Annotated in this window: 27 protein-coding genes; 8 read left to right on the top strand and 19 right to left on the bottom strand. The window is 46.7% G+C overall.

Annotation, left to right across the window (positions count from 1 at the left end):
* Positions 1–40 precede the first annotated feature (40 nt).
* Complete coding sequence (locus tag H6780_04505) at positions 41–1,981, bottom strand: alanine--tRNA ligase (protein ID USN88719.1); 1,941 nt, start codon at positions 1,979–1,981, stop codon at positions 41–43.
* 142 nt (positions 1,982–2,123) lie between these two features.
* Between H6780_04505 and H6780_04500 the strand changes: the two genes are divergently transcribed.
* From H6780_04500 to H6780_04465, 8 genes are read left to right on the top strand one after another with little or no spacing between them, the layout of a single operon-like run.
* Positions 2,124–2,357 (top strand): AtpZ/AtpI family protein, encoded by a 234-nt coding sequence (locus H6780_04500; GenBank protein ID USN88718.1) that lies wholly within the window; start codon positions 2,124–2,126, stop codon positions 2,355–2,357.
* A 1-nt stretch (position 2,358) separates the two neighbouring features.
* Positions 2,359–3,108 carry a F0F1 ATP synthase subunit A gene (locus H6780_04495; GenBank protein USN88717.1) on the top strand — a complete coding sequence of 250 codons (750 nt, stop codon included), beginning with the start codon at positions 2,359–2,361 and terminating at the stop codon, positions 3,106–3,108.
* Positions 3,109–3,168: 60 nt separating this feature from the next.
* A complete protein-coding gene (locus tag H6780_04490; GenBank protein USN88716.1) occupies positions 3,169–3,384 on the top strand; it encodes an ATP synthase F0 subunit C in 216 nt (71 codons plus the stop codon).
* Between the two features lie 45 nt (positions 3,385–3,429).
* Positions 3,430–3,810, top strand: a complete 381-nt coding sequence (locus H6780_04485; protein ID USN88715.1) for a hypothetical protein — start codon at positions 3,430–3,432, stop codon at positions 3,808–3,810.
* Positions 3,797–5,269, top strand: a complete 1,473-nt coding sequence (locus tag H6780_04480) for a F0F1 ATP synthase subunit alpha (GenBank protein ID USN88714.1) — start codon at positions 3,797–3,799, stop codon at positions 5,267–5,269. Before H6780_04485 ends, H6780_04480 begins: the two co-directional genes overlap by 14 nt.
* Positions 5,266–6,117 carry a F0F1 ATP synthase subunit gamma gene (locus tag H6780_04475; GenBank protein USN88713.1) on the top strand — a complete coding sequence of 284 codons (852 nt, stop codon included), beginning with the start codon at positions 5,266–5,268 and terminating at the stop codon, positions 6,115–6,117. Before H6780_04480 ends, H6780_04475 begins: the two co-directional genes overlap by 4 nt.
* Positions 6,114–7,487, top strand: coding sequence for a F0F1 ATP synthase subunit beta (locus H6780_04470; GenBank protein USN88712.1), 1,374 nt, complete (start codon positions 6,114–6,116; stop codon positions 7,485–7,487). Before H6780_04475 ends, H6780_04470 begins: the two co-directional genes overlap by 4 nt.
* The gene (locus H6780_04465; GenBank protein USN88711.1) at positions 7,484–7,717 is read left to right on the top strand and encodes a hypothetical protein; all 234 of its coding nucleotides are present in this window, start codon (positions 7,484–7,486) and stop codon (positions 7,715–7,717) included. The genes H6780_04470 and H6780_04465 overlap by 4 nt, the downstream gene beginning before the upstream one ends.
* Here H6780_04465 and H6780_04460 read toward each other — a convergent pair.
* The 18 genes from H6780_04460 to H6780_04375 all read right to left on the bottom strand — a co-directional run bounded on the left by H6780_04460 (position 7,710) and on the right by H6780_04375 (position 23,044).
* The gene (locus H6780_04460) at positions 7,710–9,539 is read right to left on the bottom strand and encodes a hypothetical protein (GenBank protein ID USN88710.1); all 1,830 of its coding nucleotides are present in this window, start codon (positions 9,537–9,539) and stop codon (positions 7,710–7,712) included. The two genes, H6780_04465 and H6780_04460, sit on opposite strands and share 8 nt — an antisense overlap.
* Positions 9,517–10,104 (bottom strand): bifunctional (p)ppGpp synthetase/guanosine-3',5'-bis(diphosphate) 3'-pyrophosphohydrolase, encoded by a 588-nt coding sequence (locus tag H6780_04455; GenBank protein USN88709.1) that lies wholly within the window; start codon positions 10,102–10,104, stop codon positions 9,517–9,519. The genes H6780_04460 and H6780_04455 overlap by 23 nt, the downstream gene beginning before the upstream one ends.
* Positions 10,105–10,115: 11 nt before the next feature.
* Positions 10,116–10,418 (bottom strand): hypothetical protein, encoded by a 303-nt coding sequence (locus H6780_04450; GenBank protein USN88708.1) that lies wholly within the window; start codon positions 10,416–10,418, stop codon positions 10,116–10,118.
* Between the two features lie 4 nt (positions 10,419–10,422).
* Positions 10,423–10,680, bottom strand: coding sequence for an MGMT family protein (locus tag H6780_04445; GenBank protein ID USN88707.1), 258 nt, complete (start codon positions 10,678–10,680; stop codon positions 10,423–10,425).
* Positions 10,681–10,710: 30 nt separating this feature from the next.
* Positions 10,711–11,046: a hypothetical protein gene (locus H6780_04440; GenBank protein ID USN88706.1), complete on the bottom strand. Its 336-nt coding sequence runs from the start codon at positions 11,044–11,046 to the stop codon at positions 10,711–10,713.
* Positions 11,047–11,099: 53 nt separating this feature from the next.
* Positions 11,100–11,885, bottom strand: a complete 786-nt coding sequence (locus H6780_04435) for a PD-(D/E)XK nuclease family protein (GenBank protein USN88705.1) — start codon at positions 11,883–11,885, stop codon at positions 11,100–11,102.
* A 79-nt stretch (positions 11,886–11,964) separates the two neighbouring features.
* Complete coding sequence (locus H6780_04430; GenBank protein USN88704.1) at positions 11,965–12,498, bottom strand: hypothetical protein; 534 nt, start codon at positions 12,496–12,498, stop codon at positions 11,965–11,967.
* Between the two features lie 91 nt (positions 12,499–12,589).
* Complete coding sequence (locus tag H6780_04425) at positions 12,590–13,423, bottom strand: ATPase (protein ID USN88703.1); 834 nt, start codon at positions 13,421–13,423, stop codon at positions 12,590–12,592.
* A gap of 51 nt (positions 13,424–13,474) precedes the next feature.
* Positions 13,475–14,536 carry a tRNA 2-thiouridine(34) synthase MnmA gene (gene mnmA / locus H6780_04420; GenBank protein USN88702.1) on the bottom strand — a complete coding sequence of 354 codons (1,062 nt, stop codon included), beginning with the start codon at positions 14,534–14,536 and terminating at the stop codon, positions 13,475–13,477.
* 27 nt (positions 14,537–14,563) lie between these two features.
* Positions 14,564–15,598 (bottom strand): endolytic transglycosylase MltG, encoded by a 1,035-nt coding sequence (gene mltG, locus H6780_04415; GenBank protein USN88701.1) that lies wholly within the window; start codon positions 15,596–15,598, stop codon positions 14,564–14,566.
* Between the two features lie 6 nt (positions 15,599–15,604).
* The gene (locus tag H6780_04410; GenBank protein ID USN88700.1) at positions 15,605–16,939 is read right to left on the bottom strand and encodes a hypothetical protein; all 1,335 of its coding nucleotides are present in this window, start codon (positions 16,937–16,939) and stop codon (positions 15,605–15,607) included.
* A 72-nt stretch (positions 16,940–17,011) separates the two neighbouring features.
* Positions 17,012–18,037 carry a hypothetical protein gene (locus H6780_04405; GenBank protein USN88699.1) on the bottom strand — a complete coding sequence of 342 codons (1,026 nt, stop codon included), beginning with the start codon at positions 18,035–18,037 and terminating at the stop codon, positions 17,012–17,014.
* Positions 18,038–18,128: 91 nt separating this feature from the next.
* Entirely contained in the window at positions 18,129–20,957 is a 2,829-nt protein-coding gene (locus tag H6780_04400; GenBank protein USN88698.1) for a leucine--tRNA ligase, read from the bottom strand.
* 103 nt (positions 20,958–21,060) lie between these two features.
* Positions 21,061–21,273 carry a hypothetical protein gene (locus tag H6780_04395; protein USN88697.1) on the bottom strand — a complete coding sequence of 71 codons (213 nt, stop codon included), beginning with the start codon at positions 21,271–21,273 and terminating at the stop codon, positions 21,061–21,063.
* A 16-nt stretch (positions 21,274–21,289) separates the two neighbouring features.
* Positions 21,290–21,640: a hypothetical protein gene (locus H6780_04390; protein ID USN88696.1), complete on the bottom strand. Its 351-nt coding sequence runs from the start codon at positions 21,638–21,640 to the stop codon at positions 21,290–21,292.
* A 12-nt stretch (positions 21,641–21,652) separates the two neighbouring features.
* Entirely contained in the window at positions 21,653–21,883 is a 231-nt protein-coding gene (locus tag H6780_04385; protein ID USN88695.1) for a hypothetical protein, read from the bottom strand.
* Positions 21,876–22,124 (bottom strand): hypothetical protein, encoded by a 249-nt coding sequence (locus H6780_04380; protein USN88694.1) that lies wholly within the window; start codon positions 22,122–22,124, stop codon positions 21,876–21,878. Before H6780_04380 ends, H6780_04385 begins: the two co-directional genes overlap by 8 nt.
* 2 nt (positions 22,125–22,126) lie before the next feature.
* Positions 22,127–23,044, bottom strand: coding sequence for a hypothetical protein (locus H6780_04375; GenBank protein USN88693.1), 918 nt, complete (start codon positions 23,042–23,044; stop codon positions 22,127–22,129).
* Between the last annotated feature and the right edge of the window lie 18 nt (positions 23,045–23,062).

Below are 23,062 nucleotides of genomic sequence, written 5' to 3'. Positions count from 1 at the left end.
GCCCTTTGGGCCCGGCCGTCGTTTTCACAACACACAACCTCTACTGAAGAACGGCCTTAATGCGGCGTACACCAGCAGAAGACGATTCTTCCTTAGTGATTTTGAAAGTGCCTTCAATATCTTCAAGCTTCTCGACGTGCGGTCCTCCACAAAGCTCTTTTGAGAAGATGGTGCCGTCATTGCCGGTCATGACGTAGACCTTTACTTCGTCTGGATACCGATCCCAGAAGCTGCCTTCGATGGCTGGGTCTTGCTCGGCAGCGTCTTTGCTCATGGTTTCAATCGTCACCACTCCCCCGGTCTTAATGGCGTGGTTGACCCAAGCTTCTACCTTATCTAGCGTTTCTCGCGCTACTTTTTCTCCGTGCGTGAAGTCGTAGCGGAGTCGTTCGCCAGTAATGTTTGAACCGGCCTGATGGACGTGCGTGCCGAGAATCTCGCGAAGCGCTGCGAGCATCAGGTGTGTTGCTGTGTGATACTGTACTACCTTTTCTGAGTTGTCGGCTAGCCCACCCTTAAATTTCTGCTCTGCGCCAGCGCGAGACTTTTCGCGATGTTCAGTCATGAGCTTTTCAAAGCCAAGGCGATCTACCACGAGGCCTTTTTCAGACGCGATTTCTTCAGTGAGCTCAATCGGGAATCCGAACGTAGTAAAGAGATCAAAGGCATTTTTTGCGCCAATGGCCTTTCTGGTCTTTGCCCCTTCAATCTTGCCGGTTGCTTTGGCTTGCTGTAGTTCTTCTTTGCTGAGGTGTACTTGGAGTTCAATTTTATTGAATTGCTTCAGGCCGTTTTCCAGTGTCTTACGGAATTGCGCTTCTTCTTTCTCAATTGCTTCCTTAATAACGTCACGCTTCTCGCCGAGATTGGTGTAGTGAGCTTCGTAGGTAGTAATGACACTTTCAGCTAGGTTCTTAAATTCGCCAGCTGGAATACCGAGCTGGTCAGCGTATCGTACCGCACGACGCAAGAGGCGGCGTACAAAGTACCCCTGCTCACTGTTGCTTGGGAACACACCGTCACCAATCATAAACACTGCGCCACGGATATGGTCGGCAATCACCCGAAACGCCTCCTCATTATCGATGTAGAACTTTCCGGAAAGTTTCTGAATTTGGGTAATGACGTTCCAGAGGAGATCGATCTTAAAGACGTCAGGTTCGTTGTTTACGGCGGCAGCAATACGTTCAAGTCCACCACCAAAGTCGATGTTGCGGTTCTTGAGTTCTTCAAACTCCCCTTCACCCTTCTTGATGTACTGCATGAAGACGTTGTTGCCGATTTCCATGAAGCGACCACAGTCACAGTTTGGGTGGCAGTGTTCGCCCCACTTCGGGTCGTGTTCGGTACCGAAATCATAAAACATCTCAGAGTCAGGACCCCCTGGTTCACCAACGGGCATATTTTGCGGCACGCCAGCTCGGCTCCACCAGTTTTTCTTGGCGTTGTAGTAGAAAATCCGCTCCCCTTCTTTCATGCCGCGCTTATAGCCATCTTCTTCGCTACCCATGTGTGCTACCCGTGCATCAATTCCTTTTTCGCCAAACAGACGCTGCCAGTGCTTTGGTGCTTCGTCGTCGATTGGTACGCCACTGGCTTCATCGCCGCCAAAGGCTGTGATGTAGAGCTTATTTGGGTCGAGACCGAGTTCGTCTACTAAGAACGTAAACATCCAGTCGATTTGTTCTTCTTTAAAGTAATCACCAAATGACCAGTTGCCGAGCATCTCAAAGAACGTAGTGTGACGATTGTCACCCACTTCTTCGATATCTTCAGCGCGGAAACACTTCTGTGAGTCGGCAATGCGAACGCCCTTTGGGTGCGTTTCGCCAAGCAAATACGGCACCATTGGCTGCATACCACTTCCGGTGAAGAGTGTGGTTGGGTCGTTGTCTGGCACCAAGGCTGAAGACGGCACAACAGCGTGGCCTTTGGCGGCCATAAAATCTAGATATTTTTTACGAATGTCGTTTCCCGTCATCATAGTAATTTGCTTAGGTTATAAGGCTTTGAATATACCAAATTAATGCGTCTCGTCCAATCAGTCAGGGCTGGTAATCGGTGATTTTCCGAAAGAATGAATACGTGCACGTGCTACACTGATACGTGAACGTTCCACGTACATGAATAAAGAAGATGGCTTCAAATTTTCATACGCTCTTTCGCTGGCGACTCAGCTCGGTTTTTTGATGGCATCGTCGGTTGCGGGCTTTGTGTTGCTTGGCTATTGGCTCGATGGCAAACTCGGTACGAGTCCGATTTTTATTATTGGCGGCGCGCTCATCGGTATCGTGCTCACTATCTATGAGGCGTACCACATGATGAAGCCGCTTATTACTAAGTCAGTGCAAAAATAATATGCCCGGCATTAGTATTCAGTCTGAATATGTGCTCTCCGTGTTTGGGTTTTTAATTACCAATACGTTTTTTACGACTTTGGTTGCCTCACTGCTCTTGATGGGTTTGGCTTGGTACTACCATGTGCATCGGCGAGAGTCTGAGAATAGTAATGTGCTGCTGAAAGGTTGGCATATCATTGTGATGGAGCTGCTCCGACTCGCTGATACGGTCACGCAAAGTCGCGCACTTTCAAAGCGCGTGTTGCCGCTCATTGCGACACTCTTTCTATTTATCTTTACCACTAATCTCATTGCTTTGTTGCCGGGTTTTTTGGGTTCTTTTTACGTTGCGACCGATGCTGGCGAGGTGTCACTCTTTCGCTCGCCAAATAGCGACCTTACCACCACGCTTGCGCTCGCTATTGTGACCGTCTTCTCGATTCAATGGTTTGCAGTGAAAGCAAGTGGTTGGCAGGGCTATCTCAAACACTTTTTCAATTTCTCAGGCATTATTCCGTTTATCCTCGGCTTGTTTGAAGCAATGTCAGAAAGCATGCGTATCCTTTCGTTTTCATTTCGTCTCTTCGGCAATGTGTTTGCTGGCGAGGTGCTGCTCATCGTGATTGCGTTTCTTGTGCCGTACATTCTCCCGGTGCCGTTTATGGTGCTGGAGTTTTTTATTAGCCTGATTCAAGCCTATATCTTCTGCGTGCTCGCACTTACCTTTGTGCGGCTCAGTACTGAGCATTTGCCAACAGAAAGAGGATAATCGCGCGTATCACGATTTGTCCTTGGTATACTTTTAGTAAAGAGGTAGTAAGAAATTTTTATGATTCAAGATCCTTCAGCATTTGCGATTGCGATTGGCTCCATTGGCCCTGCGATTGCCATCGGCATGATTGGTGCGGCCGCGCTTATCGCTATGGGGCGCAATCCAGACAATTCCGACAAGATTCAGCTGGCAATGATTATCGCGATTGCTTTTGCCGAAGCGATTGCTATTTACGTACTGGTGGTAGCGCTCATTCTTAAGTTTGTTGGATAACAAACGCCCTCTTGGTTGACGGACAACGTGTCCGATTAGTTTTGTATGCACTTTCTCGGGAATTTAGGTATTGATATTGGATTGCTGATTGCACAGCTGATTAATTTTGTATTGTTGCTATTTGTGCTTACCAAGTTTGTCTATCGCCCGCTCATCAAGCGGATTGAAGCAGATGAAGCATCGCTAGAAAAGGCTGCGGTTGTCGAAGCTGAGCTTGCAGACAAAGCTGCCAAACTTGCTGAGAAAGAAAAGCAGTACATGACTAAAAGTCGCAACCAAGCGAAAGAAATTATTGCTGAGGCTGAAGCAGTTGCAGAAGATATTCGTATGCAGGCGCAGCAGGAATCAGCCGCCGAAAAGGAAGCGGTAATTGCTCAAATTAACCAGCGACTTGCTGAAGTGCATGCGCATCATGAGTCACGTTAGGCACACAAAAAAGAATACGGGGCAGATTGTCACGTTTTATGCTGGTGTAGCGAAACTCTCTGGTCTGGCAGAAGTGTTTATTCATGAGTTGTTAGAAGACACAAATCATCAGCCGGCAGCATTAGTAATTGGTTTTACGGACGAGTATGTAGAAGCGTTATTTATCGACGCTCATTTTGACACCACCCAGCCGGTCTATCGCACGGGTAAGCAATTTTCAGTGTCGGTATCAGATGCGTATATTGGCCGCGTGGTAAACGCGCTTTCAGAGCCGCTTGATGGCTTTGCGCCGGTCCCCGATGGCGTCGAGACCTCTGTCTTTTTGGAGGCGCCGCCAATTATTCATCGTAAGCCAATTACGCGCCCGCTCATGACTGGTATTAAGGTAATTGATGCTACTTTACCGCTCGGGAGAGGTCAGCGTGAGCTAATCATCGGTGATCGTAAGCTTGGGAAAAGCACCATTGCTACCGATATTGTGCTTAATCAAAAACATGAGGCTGAGCCGGTGTATTGTATTTATGTATCGTGTGGTCAGCGTACACAGAAGCTTGATGAGCTCGTGAACGACCTCGAGGAAAACAATGCTCTCCTCTACTCCACTGTGGTGGCGGCTACGACTAATGATTCGTACTTCGCACAGTACATTGTGCCGTTTGTGGGCTGTACGGTCGCTGAGCATTTTCGTAATTCTGGGCGCGATGCACTTGTGGTGTACGATGATTTGTCTCGTCATGCCAAAGTGTACCGCGATATCTCACTTATTCTTGGTCGTGTGCCGGGACGTGAAGCCTATCCGGGTGATGTTTTTGCGCTTCATGCCACGCTCTTGGAGCGCGCCGCACAATTATCTGATGATCAAAGTGGCGGCTCACTCACTGCCCTGCCGATTATCGAGACCCTTGAAGGCGATGTGACTGCCTATATCCCGACAAATATTATTTCGATTACTGACGGTCAGGTGTACCTTGAGCGTGGTCTGTTTCAGAAGAATTTTTTGCCAGCGGTTAATGTCGGCTTGTCAGTGTCGCGTGTTGGTTCGCAGGTGCAGCCGCCGGTCCTTAAAGAAGTGCTTAGCGGTATTCGGTTAGCACTCGCGCAACACAAGGAGCTGCAGAAACTTTCGCAGCTTGAAACTACGGTAAGTGAGTCGGTTAAAAATGAAATTCACCGCGGTAATCTCCTGTTAGATTTACTGAAGCAAGATAAACACACTTGCGTTACATTTGCTGAGCAGGCTGTGCTTTTCTATGCGGTCGAACATGGTTTCTTTGATGACTTTAGTGAAAATACTTGGAGTCACTTTATGAATTATCTACTCGAACTCTTTAGAAGTCGCCATCGTGCTCTGCTTAAGAAAATTGCCACTGGCACTTTTGACGAGAAGACAAAAGTTCGGGTGAAAGAAATCATCGAGGATTTTAAACATGATTTTATAACTAACGAAGCAGTAGTATGAAATCCTTCACAGACCATAAAAAGCAGCTAGCGGGCTTTGAGGACGTGCTGGAGACGGTGCAGGTCTTAGAGAAAATCGCAGCCGGAAAACTGCATGCGCTTGAGGATCAAAGCATAAAATTAGCTTCGTACACTGAAGTGATTGCCAGACTGATGGTGCGGCTTGAAGGTTTTACATCAGCGTCATTTAAAACAGCATCCGCTCGGTGTGCGAAAGATAAACCGCGGACACTTTTGGTTGTGCTTTCTGGTGACCGTGGTTTGGTGGGCGACCTCTGGCATCGGCTCTATGATCATTATTTTGAAGCAGCACTCGAGACTCATGACATGCTTGTAATTGGCGCGAAAGCGCAGGCGCTCTGGCCAGCAGCTGACGGTGTAACTCATTACATGTTTGCAGACCGCTTCCCGACAGATGCTGAAGTCATGGCGTTGGCTGACAGACTTTCTAATAAGGTGCAGTCTGGTACTTACGCTGCAGTGAAATTCCTCTACCCTAAGCCGCAGTCACTCACCGTCTATCATCCCGTCATTGCTGATTTGCTGCCACTTGCGGTCGATGAGTCGGTTTTACCTACAAATGAACCACTAACTGGATTCCCCATCATTGAAGGGGTGGTTGAGGATTACAAACAGTCACTCTTAAAGAAGTATCTGCTTGCGCGACTTCATCAGTTTTTGCAAGAAACTGCCTTGGCAGAGTTTTCAGCTCGTACCGTAGGACTCGAGCATGCGGGTGCAAAAACCGAAACCATCATCGCCGATACTATGCGACAATACAGAAGATGGCGTCGACATGAAGATACGGCGAAGCAGCTTGAACGTTTTTCAGCCATTTCATCACTATGAGCGAGATACTAGGTATAGTTACAGCAATCAAAGGCGGCGTGGTAGATATCACGTGTGCTGGCGCATTGCCGCCCGTTCACGCGCTCCTTAAAACTGCTGGGCAAGGAACTTTGCTTGAGGTGATTGAGCAGTCGAGTGCAACGAGCGTGCGTGCTATCGCCCTCTCTCGCCTCTCCTACGTGAAGCGTGGTGAAGCGGTGGTGCTTACAGATGAGGTGCTACAAACCGCCGTTGGTGATGCGATGCTTGGTCATGCCTTTAACATTTTTGGCGAACCGATTGATGGTACTGAGGTGGTGCTGCATGATAGTCGACCACTGCACGGCTCGCCACTTACCTGGAATGCGCAACAGGCGCATGCCAAAACCACCGTGCTTGAAACCGGTATCAAGATTATTGATGTGCTGACGCCGTTTCGATCCAATGATCGTGTGGGGCTTTTTGGCGGCGCGGGTGTTGGTAAGACGATTTTGATGACTGAGCTGATTCACAATAGTGCGCTCGCCGATTCAAGCGCGGCAGTATTTGCTGGTATCGGCGAGCGCATCCGTGAAGGTAACGATCTGCTTACCATTCTTGCTGAACTCGACATTTTACATAAGACCTCCCTCTATTTTGGTGAAATGGATAAAGGACCTGGTGTGCGTTCGCGTACTGGCTTGGCAGCCGTGACTGCTTCTGAGTACATTCGCGACGTACTCGACAAAGATGTCTTTTTGTTTATTGATAATATCTTCCGTCACGCTATGGCCGGGATGGAAGTTGGTTCTATGCTTGGACATATTCCATCTGAGCTTGGCTATCAGGCAACCCTTGAACAAGAAATCTCAGCCCTCCAAGAACGTATCCGCGGTAACGGTCGCCGGCACATTACGTCCTTGCAGACTGTCTATGTACCAGCTGACGACATTACCGATCCAGCTGTGGCTGCGATTTTTGCCCATCTCGATACGTCGATTGTGCTCTCGCGTGATATTGCCGCCAAAGGAATTTATCCCGCAATTGACGTACTTCGGTCGAGTGCACATGCACTCGACCGAGACATTGTCGGTGACCGGCATTACGAGATTGCTAGCGATATTCGCACCCTCTACCAGAAGTACGAAGAGCTGTCGCATATCATCGCTATTCTTGGTATTGATGAACTGCCTAAGGCAGATCAATTGGCAGCAAAGCGCGCTGAGCGTCTTCAGCGCTTTATGACCCAACCACTCCATGTTACTGAACATTTCAGTGGTGAGCCGGGTGTGTCCGTCTCGCTTGAGGAAGCGCTTGATGGCTGTGAGCGCATTTTACAGGGAGAATGCGATGATTGGTCGCTAGAGGATGTCTATATGATTGGCGCGCTTCCTAAGCGTAAAAAAGCATGATTTGTCGTGTCGTCAGTCCGCTGAAAGAATCGTTCGTCAAAGACGTTGTGGCAGTGACGCTACCCACCATTACCGGAATAGCTGAAGTAAAGCGTGGTCACGCTGAGTATTTTACGAGTCTTGTGCCGGGCGTAGTGGTTTGCCAATTAGAAAACGGCTCCCGCGAAGAAATTGAAGTTGCGGAAGCCGTTTGTTGGGTCTATCACGATGAAGTGAAGATTGTTATGTGAGTTTTTTAGTAAGCTTCTCTAGCTCCTTAATTTCCTCTTCTTGGGTTTTAAGACTCTCTAGAAATGTTTCAACTTTATTAGTGTTGATACCAATTGACTTAAAGATGTTTTCGACGGTGTCGCTTCCACCGGCGTGCAGGAATTTTTTAATTTTGCCGAGATAGGCTGGATCAGCTGTCACTTTTTTAATCATTAGGTTACTAACAAGGTGTCCGTATGAGTAGGTGTACACGTAAAAGCCGTAACGAATATGTGGAATGTACACGTAAGAGTACCCATCATCTTCGGTGACGGTTACACCCTCTCCGAGATACGATTCTAGATGCTTTTTCATCATTGCTGCCAGCTCTTCTTTTGTGGCTAGGCCATGTGCTCGAATGTGTTCATGCATCTCAAGTTCAAAATTGAAAAATGCAATTTGTCGCTGCACGGTAGCAATGTCACGAGAGATTTTGTTGTGCAAGAAGATCACTTTTTGTTCGTCGGGTAACACGTCAAGCAATTTACGCATGGTCAATTGCTCAAAGAGTGTGCTGGCAGTTTCGGCAGTTGTAGTTGAAAATTCTTCGTATATAGCAGGCTGCACTTTGCTAAATTCTGCATGAATAGCATGGCCGACTTCATGCGCCATAGTCTCCAAAGACTTGAAGTCTGTGGTGTGATTGAGCATGACGTAGGTTGGTAAGCCGATTGTTGCCGACATAAAGGCACCGCCCCGCTTCCCCTTCTTAGGAAACGCGTCAATGTGACCATTCTCGAGCATGCGATCGAAAATTTTTCCGAATTCTTCATCTAGTCCGTAAAATGTGTCGCGACATGCGCGTACCGCAGTTTCAAAATCTGGATGACTCAAATCACCAATAGGATCGTACTTATTGGCGTAAGGAATAGAAGAAAGCTTATGAAGCTTGGCCTTTAGTTTGTAAAATTTCTTACTGAGGGCAAAGCCTTTAGTAGAAATAGCATCAACGAGTGCCTCAACCGCTTTTTCATTGTTTTCATATCCTTGCACCGTAGCAGAATATGGTTTTTTGTACTTTCGTAGTTCATCGCTGACTTTGCTGTGCGTAACAATGGCAGTTAGTTCATGTTCTGCAACTTCACTGATTTGCTTCATTTCTAGCAGAATGAGATTCCAAAGCGTGTTCTTATCATTCCAAGAAAGTGCGTCCATGCGTTCAAGTGCTTCTGGCACAGGAATAGTTTCCTTTTTGAAAGTTACCGAGCGGTTGCTGATAATTTTTTCAACCGCATCCGCCCACATTCCGCTCGACGTGTTTGATCGTAAGCTCAAAATTCGCTCCTCGGCTTCGCTAAGATGATGCTTTGCATCCTCAAAGTTTTGCTTTAAGAGGTAGCGATATGGACTTAAAAGTTCGCTTTGTAAGTATTTCTTTTGCGTCGCAATGTCAATTTTTCCAATTTGCAGTGGAAAGAACAGCATTTCGTTACCAAGTTTTCTGAATCGTTCACCAAACTGGGCAAGTTTTCGGTTCGCAGCATTGTCGTTCACGTCTAATACTCCTCTAAATGAGAAGTAGCGCACAATTTTGCTGCCAGTTGCTAGTTCTTCGAGCTTGTCGCTGTCTTTGAGTGCAGCGAAGAGTTTTTCTTCATTGCTCGTAAAGTCGCTGGTTTGGTACTTTTTAACAAAGGCCCTTACGGCTTTTTCGTACGCTTTTGCGTCTTTTTCAATTTGTGGGTCATCTTCGCTTTGGTAGTAATGACTAGCCAAATCCCACTCGGTCTTGATGGTACTAAGGGGTGGAAGTTCATTGGTTGGTGTATAGGTAAATTTCTTACTCGATGCTTTCTTTGACATTGAAAATGAATTCTTTAAACTCTTTAAACGTGTGATTGAACTCGTGTACTATACCATCAGACAGTCGGCTGTTGATGGCGTTTGCGATAGTCTGATATGCTTCAAGACGACCGTCTAGATCAGTGCCAAACTCACGAAGGAATAAATCGTGATTTTCATAGTAGTCTTCGACCATAGTACGGAAGTTGTGTGATTTGTCAGCAGCGGCAATCATGACTGCTTCAAGAGGACCTTGCTTGAGTTGATTTGCATATTGTTTTTTAATCTCTATCCAAGAGAGGTGCTTATACTCTGGCCCTCTTGGCTCAGTTACCACTTTTACAATTTTTGCCACCTCTTCTCCGAAATCATCAACAAGCTCGTCATATGTGTAGTCGGTGTCTTCGAGTGTGTCGTGAAGAAGGGCGGCGACTAGAGTGGTTTCGTCGCTGGTGTAGTCACGCAGGATAAGCATGGTTGCTACGAGATGAGTAACATAAGGTAGCTGTGCGGGCCCCTTTCGAAGTTGGTCTTGGTGTAAGATTGCGGCAGCTTTGATGGCTTGTTCGACTTTGTAGGTGTACATACAAGTGGTTGCTAAAATCTTCGTCTGCGGGCTCGATCTTCTGCGACTTTGGAGATTTGATTTGGAGCCGCAGCTTCTCGCAGTCTGTTTTCAATTCTGGTTAGTTCTATCTTCTTGTTCGCAATTTCAAGCTGTATTTCCCGTTGCCTATTTTCGGCTGTTTCAATTTTTCTTTTAAACTCACGCTTTAACTTCTCCACTTCGTAAAGCTCGCTATTTTTTTCTCGTGAGATAGTAAAATTCAACTGTTCGTGCTCACGCTGCAGTTGCTCCATTTGTGCTTTGATGCGGTCACGTTCGTAGCCTTGATCCATATAGCTATAATACAACACCTTCGCTTGCTAACAAGCGGCGCTTTGCCTCTTCTCCACCTCTGTTGTATCCACCCAGTGCACCGTCAGAGCGAATGACGCGGTGGCATGGTATCTCGGGGTCATAATTGGCCGCCATGATGTTGGCCACTGCCCGGGCGGCTTTCTCATTCCCTGCTGCCTTGGCAACCTCAGCGTAGGTCATAGTCTTTCCGGTCGGGATGCTTTTTACCACTTCGCGTACTGATTCGGTGAAGGATTTCATGTGTATATGATAAACGAAAACACCGGTGTTTCAACCGGTGCTTTTAAGTACTGCTTTTGAGAGCAGCTTCCATAATTTGATTAGAAATATGAGAGTTGCCAGTAGGATTATGAAGCTGGCAGTGATGCATGCAAACAGCTTTGCTATAATCACAATAAGAGGCCATGTCTCAATGCTTAAAATTTGCGTGAAAGAAGGCCTTATCTCATTAAGTGTAAGTATGTCCGGATATCCTGCGCCAGCCCAAACTCCAAGCGGTACTGCAAGAATGTACATTCCCCAGTTGGGCGCATAGAGTATCCAAAGACTTAACCAGAGTAGGCCAATATAGGCAAACTTAACCGTTTCAATTTCGGTTGCTTCCATCTGACTCTCCTAAGAACTTTTGTGTATTCTACAACATAAATATCTGGTGTCAATTACTTTTTATTTGCGAAATGAATCGCTTGGAGTTTCTTCCCAGAAGCTTCACGGTAGGGGCAGAATTCGCAGCTCGGGCCGGTTGGCGGTAAGTCCTTACGGTCCAAGCAGGCCTTGATATCCATTAGGGCTGGCTCAATCCATGAGATGTCAGTTGTCACTGGTACGAGCGTGGTATCAAATACAAGTTTGTCGTCAAAGCCAGGTTCGTCTTTGCTGGCGTTGGCGTACACCAGGTAGCCAGTTTTCTCTACCTCAAAACCATTCTGCTCTAGGAGCCAACGGTAGACGCCAAGCTGGCGAGTGTACTGCTGTTCCCAAGGTGAGTCGCCCAGTTTTTCAATCTTTCCTTCTTTGGAGGTTGATTTGTAGTCAGCAATAATAAGCTTGCCTTCTGACGTAACCCAAATATCGTCGACTCCTCCACTTACTATGAGGCCAGTTGGCTCGTGTGTGTGCATGATGCCAACAAACGGATCGCGCCACTCGTCCATGCTCTTGTGCTCAAATGGTAGTGCGTCGAGATTGTATTTCTCAAAAATAGGATGCTTGGTTTTGGCGGCACGGTGTACATCGAATTCTTTTTTAAAGAGTTCGTCTACGGCGATGTTAAGGTTAAAAGATGGAAAGCCTGGACGCTTTGTGCCAAGAACATTATCAAGATAAAAGCAACGCGGACACTCAAAGAAAAAGTCAATTTTGGAGCGAGAGAGCTTCCATTTTGCTCCGCCGTAGTTCCAGTCGGCATGTCGGTTTGGGTTGTATTTTTTTACGTATTCAGCCATGGATGCAGTATACCATTTAGGGGAGGCACGAAAAAACTGGCCCTTTAAGGGCCAGTTTTTTCGTGCCTGCTATGCAAGCTTATTGAGCAACAAAGGTGTCGAAAATTTGGTCGATTTGCACGTCACCTGAGAGATTGAAGTCAAAATCTCCGTCTTCCGTAAAGATCACAATTGCGTAGCGGTTGCCAGCAGTGGTTGCACGTTGTAATACAATTTCGTCTGGCACGAGTCCTTGTGATTCGCTGAAGCGCACAACACCAAGAATATAGCCAAGCTGATCACCGTTGTACTCACGTACACCGATCCAGCCTTCACTTACTGGATACACGGCACTTTCAAGCGCTATGGTTGCGCTTGCTGCTTGATCCTTCACTTCAACAGAACCTTCTCCAACCACGAGTGTTGGTATGGCTATTTCTGCTTCGGTTTCGGTTGAGTGCGCTGTTTCATCACTAGCGTCGCTCGCTTCCTCCGTTGTTACGATCTCGTTATCAGTGGTTGGAGCTGCCGCGCTTGGGCCAGAAAATGCCCACACTAACATTCCGCCGATAAGAAGTCCGACAATAAAGGCCACGAGGGTCTTCTGTCCGTCTTGCTGTTCTTCTGCTGCCATATAGAAAAAATGATTTGCTGACTAAGTAATGCCGTGAGTATAGCACAGGCATGATGTGGCAAAACATTGACAGATTCGTGCAGTTTTATCGTTATTTTTCACCACAAAGCAAGCGAGCTTCATGTATTAATGACTCATGTTTACGTTTTGAGATACGGAGGTGACGTAGCATTTGTTCATTGTCAAGCAAGTCTCGACAAACAATAATGTCTTTCGCTATAAGAGTTTCGGCCTGTGAGGCTGATAGGCCTTGCAGAACAGTGATTGGATAAAGACCTGCGCGTTGAATTCGATCGTGCAGGTTGTCGTGCTTTGGATAGTCCCAACTTAGCATGTTGAGTCCAACACATTCGCCGTACTCTTGAGCCGTTGTGGTAAATTTTGTGTTAGTAATGAGCCAAAACTCTTGAATGCTGCAAATGTCTTCGGTGCAGACTTGTTGTCCGCGCAGGTCCAGCAAGCGTGCGTATGAGTACATTGCAACTTGCAAATCAGATTTTACCCCAGGCCGAGAATGAAATTTAGCTTCTGCTACAAAGCTGTGGTTACTTTTGTACGCTGCTACATCAATTTCGTGTGGTGCACACTTGCCTCGTATAGTAATACCTGTTTCAGTTTTGTAACCCTGCTGCGCAAACAGACGAGCCAAAAAACGCTCAAACGGAAAGCCAGTTGGCCCAAGGTTAAATAATGCGCGACGTAGTGAATAACGGGCTGCTGCAGGTGGTCTGCTTGTGCGGAGTAGGTCAAAGGCAAAGCGGTAGATTTCCTGTGTTCGAATGCCTTCGTAGATGGTTTTGTCTACTTCACTGATGATTTCGTGTATCTCTTTAGGGTCAGCGCCAGCCCGTCTCAGGGATCGTCGCAGTTTCTCAACTTTAAAATATTCAGAAGTGCCGTCAGCTTTTGTGATAAGGGTTGGCATGAAAAAACAAAAATAAACATCCGCGTATAGCGCGGTGCGCTTGTACGCTGTTTACGCAATCATACCACCTCCGATGCAGTGTGACCCTAGGTACAGTACACAGGATTGCCCAACTGCTGGTTTGGCGGTTGGCGACACTGGAACAATGATGATTTTATTGACTGAAACTTCTACGACAGTGACGGTACATGGTGTCTGACGATATCTAAACTGTGCTTCAACGGTATCGCCTACACTCACGGTTGTGCGTAGTATTGGGTTTTCGAGTGTCATGGCGGTGTCTGCTGTGGTTTCTGGTTGAGTACTACTCACCGTGACGGTATTTGCATCTATATCTTTTGCGGTTACGAACATCGCCTGACGCTCAGTGTTATGGGTGGTGATGGTAAAGCCGTGGCGCTGTCCGAGTGTATATACAAGCGCGCCTTGATGGGTGCCAATCATCTCTCCGTTTTCGTTCAAAACATCTCCAGGCACTAAGTTGACATAGTGTGAGAGGAACTCAGGAATATCTACATGTCCAAGGAAGCAGATACCCTGACTGTCTTTTTTTTCGGCAACCGGAAGGCCTGCTATTGTCGCCTCCTGGCGAATTTGTTTCTTGGGTGTGTCGCCGACTGGAAACAATGTCATTTCAAGCTGTTCTTGTGTAAGAGTCCAGAGAAAATACGTTTGGTCCTTATTTGTGTCAACCCCACGATGCATCTCTGGTCCCTTCGCACCATCTGTGCGTCTGGCGTAGTGTCCGGTGGCGATGAAGTCGGCGCCTTTTTGCTGCGCAAAGCGCAAAAAGGCGCCGAACTTCACGTGCTGATTACACATTACATCGGGATTTGGCGTCCGCCCAGCTTTGTATGATTCGATGAAGTACTGAGCTACTTCATCGCGATAGGCCGCTTCAGCATCGCAGGTGAGAAACGGAATATTCAGGTGTGCCGCCACTCGCATGGCGTCGAGCCGTTCTTGCTCCCAGTTGCAAACCATAAAGTCGGGATGCCAAACCTTGATAAACACCCCGACCACATTGTATCCAGCTCGTTGCAATCGCAAAGCAGCCACGGATGAGTCCACGCCGCCCGAAAGTCCAACAAACACTGTCTTCATTTTCTTCATATTCTGTACGCTATCACATCAAACAGCTTAGCGTAAGTACGCCTCAATATTTTGCAGGTGTTCTTGGTAGGTTCTCGCGTAATGGAACTCACCTTCTTCGTCAGTGATGTAATAAAAGTAGTCGCTCTTTGCTGGTTCAAGCACTGCCATGATTGCATCAAGTCCGGGGTTGCCTATCGGAGTCGGAGGTAGTCCCGGGTATAGATACGTATTGTACGGACTATCTATGTCTAGGTCTTCCGGAGTCAGCTCCGCGAGTGGTTTGTCTAGAATGTATTCAATTGAAGCATCAGCCTGTAGGGCCATGCCAATCTCCAGACGGTTTTGCAGCACGCTAGAAACTAAGCGCATAGACTCGGGAGTATTGGCTTCGCGTTCAATGATCGACGCGAGAGTTAGAATGTCGTCAGTGGAGAACGTGCTGCTGGCTTCTGTGATGATCGGTAAAACTCGTTCGTCGAAGGTGTTTTGTAGTAAGGCAAATAAGTCAGTATCAGTGTACGTTGCGGGAATTAGGTACGTGTCTGGATAGAGTCTGCCTTCGTAGGGTTCAGCAATTTCAATAAAGCTCGCCTCGTTAAAGTCAGGCAGGAGCTTCGCTGCATTCTTTGCTATTTTTGTTGCACGCTCTCCTTCGAAATGTGTGAAGCGAATAAGGTCAGTGTCAAAATCCCCTTCAGTCAAGCGCTTCGCAATTTCTGTTGTCTTGAGAGGTTCTTCGAAGATATAGGTACTGGCTTTGATGGCGGTTGGGTCATGAAAAAAAACGATAACGTAATACAGTAGTGAGCTTGAACGAATAATATTTTCGCTCTCAAGAATCGTTGCAATATCTTTCACTGACATTCCTTCCGAAATGGTAATTGGTTGATTGAGCGGGAATAACTCGTCTGGCTGGTTGAGAGTTGCTGCTTCATGTGCGGCAAAAAGTGCCAAAAGAAAAGCAAAAAACACGAAATACATACCAAGTCGCATCAGTTTCCTGATAGTATTTCGTCTAGGTAGTGTCTCTTTGGTTATGCTGTGTGGCGTAAATTGCTCTGCTTCAGGAATGTTGTTCATAGAATTCTACAGACTGTACGTGCCGATTGGCAAATTTGAAGGAGCTTCACGACGTGCGTTTTCTACACGTGAAAGACCTGGAGTAACGATGGATGTGCCAGGAATATGGTACATGGTTGCGATTTCTTCAGTTGACATGACACGCTCTCGATCGATGTGATTTTTTTGGTCACCGTCATAGTACGAGCGGTGTTTATAGAGCTCAAGCTCGCGTTGTTTAAGAGCGATTTTGCGCGAACCAGTGAAGTCCTGAAAGAAATTATAGTCAAAATCAGTGCGCCACATTGGGCCAACGCTGGCGCGACCAATCATGTCATACTGTGCAAAGCTACGAAGCATCGGGCCAATCATATCGCCGTCAAATTTTCCTGCTTGGGTAATGTAGAGAGCTCTAATAGCAGTGTTGTACCCGTACTTACTGACATTGCGTTCGATAGCAGAGATTGTTTCTCGCTCACCGTAGGTTAGAGCTGGTCGATTTTCGGTTTCTTCCATCGCTCCTTTATCTCTGCCAAGCATATTGTCAATTTTTTTCTTTGCAGCAGCTTCCCAGGTGCCCGACTTACTTAACGATCCAGTTTTAAAACTCTTTTTGACGTGTGGTGTCATGAGAATTTGAATCCAAATCCGTTCGTGTGGCTTGACGTTGCCAAGGTGTTCAATAAGCGGTGACATTGGCTCAAACTTCAGCTCCTCTTTCGGCTGCAGGTCCAGCTTGTAATCGATGTAGGTTTTAATCGGCAAAACATCGTCATCTCGTGCCATAGTTTTTTTGCAGATGTGGAAGGCCATCATATCCCACTGCTTTTGGTTCCAGACCACCTCAGCAGTGTAATCAATCGGCTCTTCAACTACTTCAATGCCAGGATATTGGGCGTATAGTTGAGTTTCCAGTGCATTTTTGATCTTCTTAGTGGGTACATTCATGTAAAAACGCACTTCACCGCCGATTGAAACAATCTCTAGACTTGAGGTGAGTGGACGTTTTCCGTCGAGGTAGGTTTGCATGAGGTTGTCAGGACCGTTTGGTGAGAAAATCTGATTAAGAATACTCTCCATAGCTTCTGGAGATTTTAAAACTTCTTGTGGCGGTCTGATGCGCAAAGTGGTACGGCCGTTTTCAAACTTAAACTTTTCTCCGACTGACCACATCCACATTTCAAAGGTGATGTAGAAAAGAGCTAGTGGAAGCCAGATTGGTGAAAACGCAATGAGCATAGAAATCATTGGTTGGATGTTGATGTTCATCTTCGACATGAAGAAAAACATAAAGCCAAGTGCAACGAAGAAAAATAGCGGTACCATGATGGCGCCAATGATTGTACGGAACGCTGAGCCCATAGATGTGTATATTGTACCACCAAAGAAAAGCAGCTGGCTGGGATTTTCCCAGCCAGCTGCTTTTCTTGTGTGCTACTCAGCGAGTGTGTATGTGCCGTTAGCGAGCTTCTTAAAGAGGTTTGTGTCTTGAAGATTGACGAGGATAGTGTTGTCTTTCACGTATCGCTCCTTGCGCACTTTGTCGATGATTTCTTCTCGCGAGAGAGGGCCTTCTGCCTCGAGAATCTCACGGAGTACGTCTTTAACAACGCCTGCTGTGTACCCCCATTCAGTAAGTGCGTAAAGACCGCGACCTACGAGTACGAAACGCGCATCTTTGATGAGTTCGTTGTGAGTGGTGGCAATATGGGCCTTGTGGCCGAAGAGTTCTTGAATTGCTTCTGCAACTTCACGGAAATGCATCGGTGAGCCATGGCGCTTTACCGCAAGGTACGCGTAGTCTCGGATTCCTTTTACGCGAATATTTGGGCTATCCGCTGGACCCCAGTCGCCAAGTGGATTGCGGCCAATCTGCTTTGAGATTGAGAGCCAGCGTTTAAGCACTTCTTCATTGTGGTCGGCAGCGATTTCTGCTAGTTCTGTGCGAAAGCGGTTAACAATTTCGTGTTCGCTCACGAGCTCGTCACGGTTGAGGCTCTTATAGACTGCTTGCAGTGCCTTCTCTACGTTGTCAGCAATTTTCCGCTCAGTAAACCAACGATGGGCGTACTGTGGATTTTCCTTACTCTTGTAGAATGGATCGCCTACCACCAAAAGGAAGTACAGATGATTGCGAGTGGCTGGGTCGCTTGAGAGTTCATCAAGAAGCACGTGTTCGGCAATGAGACCGCCGCCGAGCTGATCGATGAGCTTTTGGAGTTCAATAAACAGCTCATAATGCTTCTTATAAGCATCGGACTTCTGGATTGACTGAATGCCGTAGTTCTCAATTTGGCGTACACGCTCACGAGTAATCCCGTACGACTGACCAATGGCTTCAAGAGTGAAAGTTTCACCGTCTTTACCAAGGCCGTAGCGCTTTTCAAGCACGTCACGGGCACGTTCAGGAAGAACCTCTAGCAAGGTCTTACTAATTTGTTTCGGTTTAAATGAAATCATAATAATTCGAAGGTTGTTTGTTGTTCAATCTTCAATGCGTGGCCAAATTTATAACATAACCAGAAGTTTTGGTCAACACTTTCAGTATACACTATTCTTGAACGATAATATTAAGGATTCTGCCTGGTACGTAAATGACTTTTTTTATCTCTTTTCCGTCAATTCGCTTGGCGAGTGATTCGTCTCTTTTGAGGGTCTCGAGAGCATCGGCTTCGGTGGCGTCGGGAGCGATTTCGATTTGTCCGCGCGACTTGCCGTTAAACTGTACGCCGATTACAACCACATCGTCTTTCGCAAGCGATGCGTCAAATACTGGGAATATGCCGGTGTGTACGCTGTCACTCTTCCCTGCTTCGTGCCACAGTTCTTCGGTAATGTGTGGTGCGAATGGCGCGAGGAGCTTGAGGAACGTCTCGTAACTTTCTTTGCTGATGCCTGTTTTCTCAGCCTGATTGAGGAAAATCATCATGGCGCTGATAGCAGTGTTGAACTTAAAGCCTTCAATGTCCTCAGTCACTTTTTTAATAGTTTTGTGAAGTAATGAAGTAGTTTCCTTAGGTTCATCACCAATGTGCTCGCTAAGGCCATTGAGGCGCTCTAGGAAGCGTCTTGCGCCCGCGAGGCCGTCCTGGCTCCAGGCGATGGTGTTTTCAAAAGGTCCCATGAACATTTCATAGATACGGAGGGTGTCCGCACCCACAATAGCTACTACGTCATCCGGGTTGATTACATTTCCCCAACGTTTACTCATCTTGCGGCCGTCTTCCGCCAAGATGAAGCCAAGAAACTCAAGTCGCTGGAATGGTTCGATGGTAGAAACAACATCGATGTCGTAGAGGAATTTGTGCCAGAAGCGCGCATAAATAAGATGACGCACTGCGTGATCACCGCCTACGTAGACATCGACTGGTGCCCAGTATTGTTCGTTTTCTTTCGAAACTAATGCGTCGTTATTTTGTGGATCCATGTAGCGGAGGTAGTACCATGAAGAACCTGCCCATTGTGGCATGGTGTTGGTCTCGCGCCGGCCGGCTCCGCCACACGCTGGACATGTGGTGTTCACCCAATCCGAAATATTCGCAAGCGGACTCTGGCCGTCGCCGGCCGGCTCATACTGCTCCACGTCCGGCAACGTCACCGGTAGCTGCTCTTCTGGCACTGGCACCGCTCCACAGGTATCACAGTGCACAATTGGAATTGGCTCGCCCCAGTAGCGCTGACGACTAAAGACCCAATCTTTAATTTTATAGGTTGAAGTAAGTCGCCCACCAACTTTTTCAGTAATAGCGACTTTCGCTTCCTCTGAGGTCATGCCGTCAAATTCGCCGGAGTTAAGAAGTGCGCCACATTCTGGTTTTGCAGTGGCACTATCAAATTTAATGAGATACTTCAGTAACTCTGAACGTGAAGCTTCTCCAGCATCAAGTGTTTTATTTAGCTTCTCTGGAGCGACCCAAACTAATTCTAAGCCGTCCGCAATTTCATCATCAGTAAGTGAGACATGGCCCTGCTCTGATGTAGAAACAGTTGCACGATAGACGGTCGTTTTATTTCGAGCGCTCTTACCATCTTTGCGTGAATTGTGATCGTAGAATACAGTTGCAACTTTCTTGGCTGTAGAAAATGATGCAAAACCGCTTTCTTCAGCCATTTCTCGCTTTAGGCAGTCTTCTTCAGACTCGTCACCTTCAACACCTCCGCCAGGCAACCAATAAAAGTTTTTGTTTCTAAAATACTGAAGTAAATACTCGCCATTCTCATTTGTGATAAGCCCATATACGCCACGACGATGCACTTCAACGTTCTTAAATTGATTGAAAATTTTTCCGACTACTGGCCTAACTTCAATCCCAAACTTCTTCGCAAACGCGAAGTCACGTTCATCATGAGCTGGTACAGCCATAATGGCGCCGGTGCCGTACGAAGCAAGTACGTAATCTGCAATATAGACTGGAATCTCCTCACCGGTTGCTGGATTGGTTGCAGTAATACCTTCAAGCTTCACTCCGGTCTTCTCCTTAGTGTCGTCGAGGCGGTCCATTTCTTTTTTGTTTGCAGCTTCTTTTACATACGCTGCTACCTCATTCCAGTTGCTGATAGTCTCGTGATGCTTAAAAACCAGCTCGTGTTCTGGTGCAAGTACCATGTACGTAGCGCCAAAAAGTGTATCAGGACGTGTCGTGAAAACAGTCACTGTGTCTCCAGTTGAAAGTGTAAAATCAATCTCGGCTCCTTCGCTTTTGCCAATCCAATTGCGCTGTGCCTCTTTGATATGTTCTGGCCAATTGAGGGTGTCGAGGTCTGCGAGCATGCGGTCGGCGTACTCACGAATTTTAAGCACCCATTGACGCATTGGCTTCTTTTCGACGACGCTATCACAGCGTTCACAGGTGCCGTCGGCATTTAAGTCTTCATTTGCTAAGCCAGTCTGGCAGCCTGGGCACCAGTTGATAGGTTCATTGCTCTCGTAGGCCAAGCCTTTCTTGTAAAGTTGGATAAAAATCCACTGTGTCCACTTGTAGTAGTTTGGGTCGGTGGTGTTGATTTCGCGTGACCAGTCATAGTCAAAGCCGAGCACTTCAAGTTGTTCTTTAAAGCGTGCCACATTTTTCGCTACTGCAGCGCTTGGGTGCACTTTGTGCTTGATAGCGAAGTTTTCTGCCGGCAAGCCAAAGGCATCCCAACCCATCGGGTGGAGTACTTCGTGGCCAGTCATGCGCTTGAAGCGTGAGTAGATGTCGGTCGCGATATAGCCCTTAGGGTGTCCGACATGCAAGCCTTCGCCTGACGGGTACGGGAACATATCCAGCACGTACGTTTTAGGTTTTGTGCTGTTATCGGTGGTTTTATAGATACCACTCTCCTTCCAGGTGTCTTGCCACTTTTTCTCGATAGTTTTGTGATTAAATCGTTTATTCATAACGTTCCCTATTTACCCAAGTAATATAATGGTCATTTTGCCATTATTTTTGCAATAGTCAAAGAATGAAAAACCTCGCAGCTATGCTGAGAGGTTACCTTGATCAGGCTTTGACTTTGAGCTTGGCCACTGTTCCGCCATCTCGAAGAACGAGGTGGTAGTCCTCTTCGCCGCGCCCTTCATCAGGATAAAACTCAATATCACACGCCGCGAGAAATTCTGCAGCAAGCTTTTCTCGCTGTTGAGGCAGCGACTTTTTGCTGTACCCAAGGAGCAGTGAATCATCCGAGTCTAACTTGAAGGAAAACTTTAACACTGCTCCCTTTTAAGCGTTAGGACTCAAGCTTGGTGCTGCTGGCTGTGTTTGAAATGGAAACACCTGAATCGCCATGAAATAGTGAAATGTTACGGCTCGTGTATTTATCTACAGCAATTACTGCAAGCGCTACAATAAAAACACCAAATGCAAAGCTAATAATTGGTTTGTAGTTAATAAGAAGCTGGTACCACCAAGAGTTTTTCTTTTTGTTAAGTTCGTCTCGCTTTTCCGCGAGTTCCTTTTGAATATCGTGCACCTTCTCAATAGCTGAGTTGTATTGTGTTGTTAGCGTAACAATCTCGTCTTTCCAGCGTTCGGTTTGGGAAATGAGTCGTTCTACCATTTTCTTCAATTCAGGATCCATACCAAATGTTTGTTAGGCTACCAGCTCAGGATACTTATTTTTTGATTCAATGAGACTACGTTCAATGATGTTGGTAGTGTCGGCGTAGAAATCATTAAGAATGTCGATGGGGTGTTTGTCGATGATGGCTCTTGTTGTGAAATCAAACTCAGTATATGTGTCCGTACAGTGAGTTACCACCTCTGCGGTGAGGTAGGTAGAGTGTGAGGTTGGGTTGTTGAATGGAATGAGGAGATTATTCATTTTCAGCTTCCACTTTAGTTAATACTTCAATAACTCTGCGCGCGTGGCTTCTCTCAAGATAGACAGTTTCGAGCAAGACAGCCGGCGCCTTCTCTTCAGGAGGTTGCGTAAAAAGGCTCATGACAATCCCGCCTTCGTTGGTTTTCCTAAAATTAATGTTTGTGACGAGTTTTGGAATTAATTTTTCGGGTGCTGCCATGACGTTCATGTCCTCGATTTTCTCCGTTTTTTCTTCTGACATGCCTACAGTGTACCACCAGTCACTTTTCGTTCAAAGCACCACTCGCCTGCTCCGTGTTCCCAGTTGTCAGGATTTGCAATCACTGGTCCGCCAGCAGTGTTTATTCCGTATGGGGTCGCATAATAGTAGTCATCTCTTTCTGATGGATTGGCAAAAGTGGCGCAAAGAGTAAAACCATAATCAGTTTGTTCGTATGTGTACGCGGGTCGGCCTTCTGGTGCGCTTGGCGCTTCTACACCACTGTAAAGCTCTGAAATGGTTTCTGGCAAGGCACCAGTTTTATAGAGATGATCTTGAATTCTCGATTGTGTATTTTGCAAGTCAGTGATTTGCGTTTGATCGAGCTTTTGCTCACGAACATCGGTCGGTGTTTTGATGTTAATAAAGCCAAGAATCACTGCTAGTGCTACTGCAACCGCAGCAATTGTTCCAAAAGTAATTGATTGCTTCTCGTTAGTCATCCAGTGTCCTTTCGCGTCAAGTGTGTAGTAGTAAAAGGCTGCTCCTACCACGACTAGAACAGCTAATGCCTTGTAAATAAAGCGTGCGGTAATTTCACCATTGAGGAAAGTGTTGATGACCGTAACAAGGTCAATCAAGAGCGCGGCGCCGCCAATGAGTAATGAAAGGTAGATGAGCCAGCGAGTAAGGCCGAGATAGCTGTGTTCACGGTCGCGGCGCCGCGCCGTATTTACGATCCTCGTCAAAATAACGTATGTAGGGAAAAAGACGATTGTCATCGAAATACCTAGACGTACCATTTGGCTGGCGCTTTCTATCTGCCATACACTATCAACGGCGTCTGGGAATATAAGATTAATAACACCAAAAATTAAGACCAATAAAAAGCTCAGTGACAGATATAGGCTTGCGAGCGAGCCAAGCTGTAGCACAAATTGTTTAGCGGTATGATTTTCCATATATCCTAATACTATGCC

This window comes from Candidatus Nomurabacteria bacterium (assembly GCA_023898565.1).
GTDB lineage: Bacteria > Patescibacteriota > Minisyncoccia > Phycocordibacterales > UBA918 > OLB19.
The sequence above is the reverse complement of the archived record's forward strand: the minus strand, read 5'-3'. Positions and strand labels throughout refer to the sequence as shown.